A 3,022-nucleotide genomic window follows, 5' to 3' on the forward strand; every position below is an offset into this window, starting at 1 on the left:
CAGTAGCCGAGGAACTTGCGGAACTGCTGTCCGACGGCCATCGACTGGCCCATCCGCTGCACCCAGCCGTCGAGCGCCGCCTTCGTGTCGGCGGGGTTCAACCCGCGCTCCTGGGCGATGGCGATCATGCCAGCCTCGTCGGTGACGCCGCGAGCCTGAGCATCACGGGCGATCTCGGCATAGTCCTGCAGCGAGATGCCGTTGATGGGCTGCCAGATCGGGTCGTCCGACGCCACTGAGCTGGTCGACGGTCCACCCATCACGGCAGGGTTGATCATGCCTCCGGCGCCTTGCACCTGCACCATCCCGGCGGCTGCGTCCTTCGCCTTCTTGAAAAGCCCCATCGATGGTCTCCGATCTTCCGGGCCAGACGGTGTTGTCTCGCCGGGAGGCTACTCCCGTCGCAGGGTCCGCGAAAGCAAATCGACGAGGAGGTTTCGAGCGGGTGCGACCACGAGATCGAACTCCGGCCAGAACCCACCAACGAACGACTCTCGCTCGCCGTGGCCCAGTTGTCGGGGTCGTGTCCCAACAGTTCTGCCCGGTGCCCGATTCTGGGTGAATCTGTAAATCGTGCAAGGAATTCCACACCGGCGACCGTTCCTCTTCCACGCCGGTACCGTCGCGGTCATCCTGGGGCCATGACAGGCAAGGGGGTCACCAGGATGGCTATGCAGCTGAGCCGAGAGGTGTGCGATGGTCGGGATCTGGTGCTGCCCTACCCGGATACGGGCAACCGAGTTGGCCAGAATGTCTTCGCCGTCGTGTTCTTCATCGTGCCCATCAGTGGTCCCGCGATCGGAATCTATGCCTGGTCGCACATTCCCGGGTGCGATCCTGCGGGGTGTTGGCCGGCCCTCGTCTGCTTCGGGGCGTTGGGAGCCGGCTGCACCTACATGCTTGGCGGGGCCGTGGTCAGGATGGTCGTCACGGCCAGAAGACGCGCCCGCGGGGACGGCTGGCTACACCTGTCGAGCACCGGGTTCGAGGTGCACCCACGAACAGGCAAGCTGCGTGGCTACGAGTGGCGCGAGATCGACGAGTTCATGGTCGTCGAATCCCGGGATGACGAGGGCGGCCGCCTCACCCAGGTTGGCTTCCGCTACTCGCCGGAACGGCGTCGTACGCTCGCGGACAAGCTCCGTCTCGCGCTGGCTCCCCCATGTGGCCGCGATGGGACGAAATCAGACGGTGTCGTCGACGGGTATTGGGCTCGCCCCATCGGCGAGGCGGTGGATCTGATGAACCAGTGGGTGACGCTCACACGCCCTGGGAACGATCGTGCCCAGGGCTCCGGCTATCCGTGAATCTGTGAATCGTGCAAGGAAATTCGTTATTGGGGACCCTTCCTATTCCTTGCCGACGGTGGTCAGGCCCATCATGAGCACACGATCGACACGGCGGCGTCGCGAAGGCGATGTGAAGGGGGGACGTCATGGTTGACAAGGACAAGGCATTGCTGGTCCGGGGGGTAGCGCTGGATGCGTGCTGCTCGACCGAAGGTCGGGTGTCGTGATGGTCGCCTGGGTGATCGTTCTGGGGGTCTTCGGGTCGGCCGTGCTCGCGATGGCATTGACCAGGTCCCGTGACGAGACCTGGGAGGCCGGGAAGGAATCGCGCGAGAGCCGCCGGCGTAGCTGCAGTGGAGGCGGCTGCGGTGGTTGCGGCGGCGGTTGCGGCGGCTGCGGTGGGTGCGGGGGCTGACGCCATGTCGTCGATATTCGGGACGAAGCATCGTATCCGGCAGGGGCGCGGGGATCACCGCGATCGGGCGTCCACCGCGGTGGCGAAACTCCACCTTCCCCCCGCCGTGTTCAAAACCTGTCCGTGGCAGCCGCGTTCACTCGTCGAGACCGGGTTGCGGCAGTGGCTACGCTGCTGCGCGCCCGCCTTGCGGGACCACAAGGGGATCGGGATGCCATCGCGCGCGGTGGACGAGGCGTGGCACGGCCTGATCCTGTGCACCGCAGCGTATTCGGCGTTCTGCACGGAGGCCTACGGCACGTTTCTGCACCACCATCCGACCGACGGCGTACCCACCGAGATCTTGGCGCTCAGGGATCCGATGGACGAGCAGCTTCGCAGGACGGTCATCGCGTGGTCGCTCGTCGCCGAGCCCGGTGAGCAGTGTGTCCTGTGGGATCTCGACGAACAGGTCGGTGTGGACCAGCCCTGGGGTCTGCCCCTAGTGCGGGTCGCCGAGATCGAGACGGCCGTCGCGCGACTCAATCCGGCCGAGATCGCCCGCGGGGAGCGCGATTGACGACGTGGTTCCGGTTCCCGCTGGTGGTGCGCCTCATGGTCATCGCGTTGGCGTGGGCTGGCGGCCAGGACCTCGGGAAAACCGTGTATCAGGCCCGTGGGGCTAGTCTGGACGGGTCGGACGAGTCGTTTGGGAGTTGATGTGGTCGTAACGCGTGGGATTCTCCTCGTCGGATGTGCAGCGGCAATCGCGGTTGGACCGCTGGCCGTGGCCTCACCGGCCGTGGCCCAAGGGTGCCCGTACGGCACGACTGCAAGCCGTTTCGACGGGGTGTGCGTCGCAGGCGGGCCGGGAAACATCGCCGTGAGTCCATCGAGTCCGTCGGGCGGCAACGTGGTGAACAACCCCGGCCAAGTGGGCTCGGTCAACGGCGTTCCGTGCACGCCGCAGCACTACGGCACGTGCCTTGCGATGAGCCAGAACGGGTAGCAGTTCGCTCAATTCTGGGACGTCATACCCGTTCAACTCCCGCCGTTCGGAGGGGTTACGAACTGTTGCGTGTTGAGTGTATTTGAGTGTGCGTACGTGTGTTGAGTTGATGTTGTGAATCTGGCGGATGGGGCGGAGTCGGTTGGGGTGAACCGACATACGGCTTATCGCTGGTTTCGGGAAGGGACGCTGCTGGTGCCCGCGGAGGGGGTGGGTCGGCTGATTCTGGTGCGCACGGCGCCGGCCGGTGATGGCGCGGCCGGTGGTGGGGTATGCGCGGGTGTGCAGCCTTGATCAGCGCGCCGATTTGGATCGCCGGGTGTCGCGGTT

General features: G+C 65.7%; 4 protein-coding genes and 1 pseudogene. 4 read left to right on the forward strand and 1 reads right to left on the reverse strand.

What is annotated here, in order from left to right:
• A partial coding sequence (locus QOC69_RS10150; protein ID WP_526438959.1) for a hypothetical protein occupies positions 1 to 344 on the reverse strand: 344 nt, incomplete at its 3' end.
• A 297-nt stretch (positions 345 to 641) separates the two neighbouring features.
• On the opposite strand from QOC69_RS10150, the gene QOC69_RS10155 reads away from it, so the two are divergent.
• The 4 genes and pseudogenes from QOC69_RS10155 to QOC69_RS10170 all read left to right on the forward strand — a co-directional run.
• The gene (locus QOC69_RS10155; protein WP_526438961.1) at positions 642 to 1,307 is read left to right on the forward strand and encodes a hypothetical protein; all 666 of its coding nucleotides are present in this window, start codon (positions 642 to 644) and stop codon (positions 1,305 to 1,307) included.
• 401 nt (positions 1,308 to 1,708) lie between these two features.
• The gene (locus QOC69_RS10160; RefSeq protein WP_526438965.1) at positions 1,709 to 2,263 is read left to right on the forward strand and encodes a UCP032817 domain-containing protein; all 555 of its coding nucleotides are present in this window, start codon (positions 1,709 to 1,711) and stop codon (positions 2,261 to 2,263) included.
• Positions 2,264 to 2,404: 141 nt separating this feature from the next.
• A complete protein-coding gene (locus tag QOC69_RS10165) occupies positions 2,405 to 2,692 on the forward strand; it encodes a hypothetical protein (protein ID WP_526438963.1) in 288 nt (95 codons plus the stop codon).
• A 114-nt stretch (positions 2,693 to 2,806) separates the two neighbouring features.
• Positions 2,807 to 3,022, forward strand: a pseudogene (locus tag QOC69_RS10170) (IS607 family transposase); the annotation flags it as partial.

The sequence above is a fragment of the Mycobacterium sp. genome, assembly GCF_032162105.1.
Taxonomy (GTDB): Bacteria; Actinomycetota; Actinomycetes; order Mycobacteriales; family Mycobacteriaceae; genus Mycobacterium.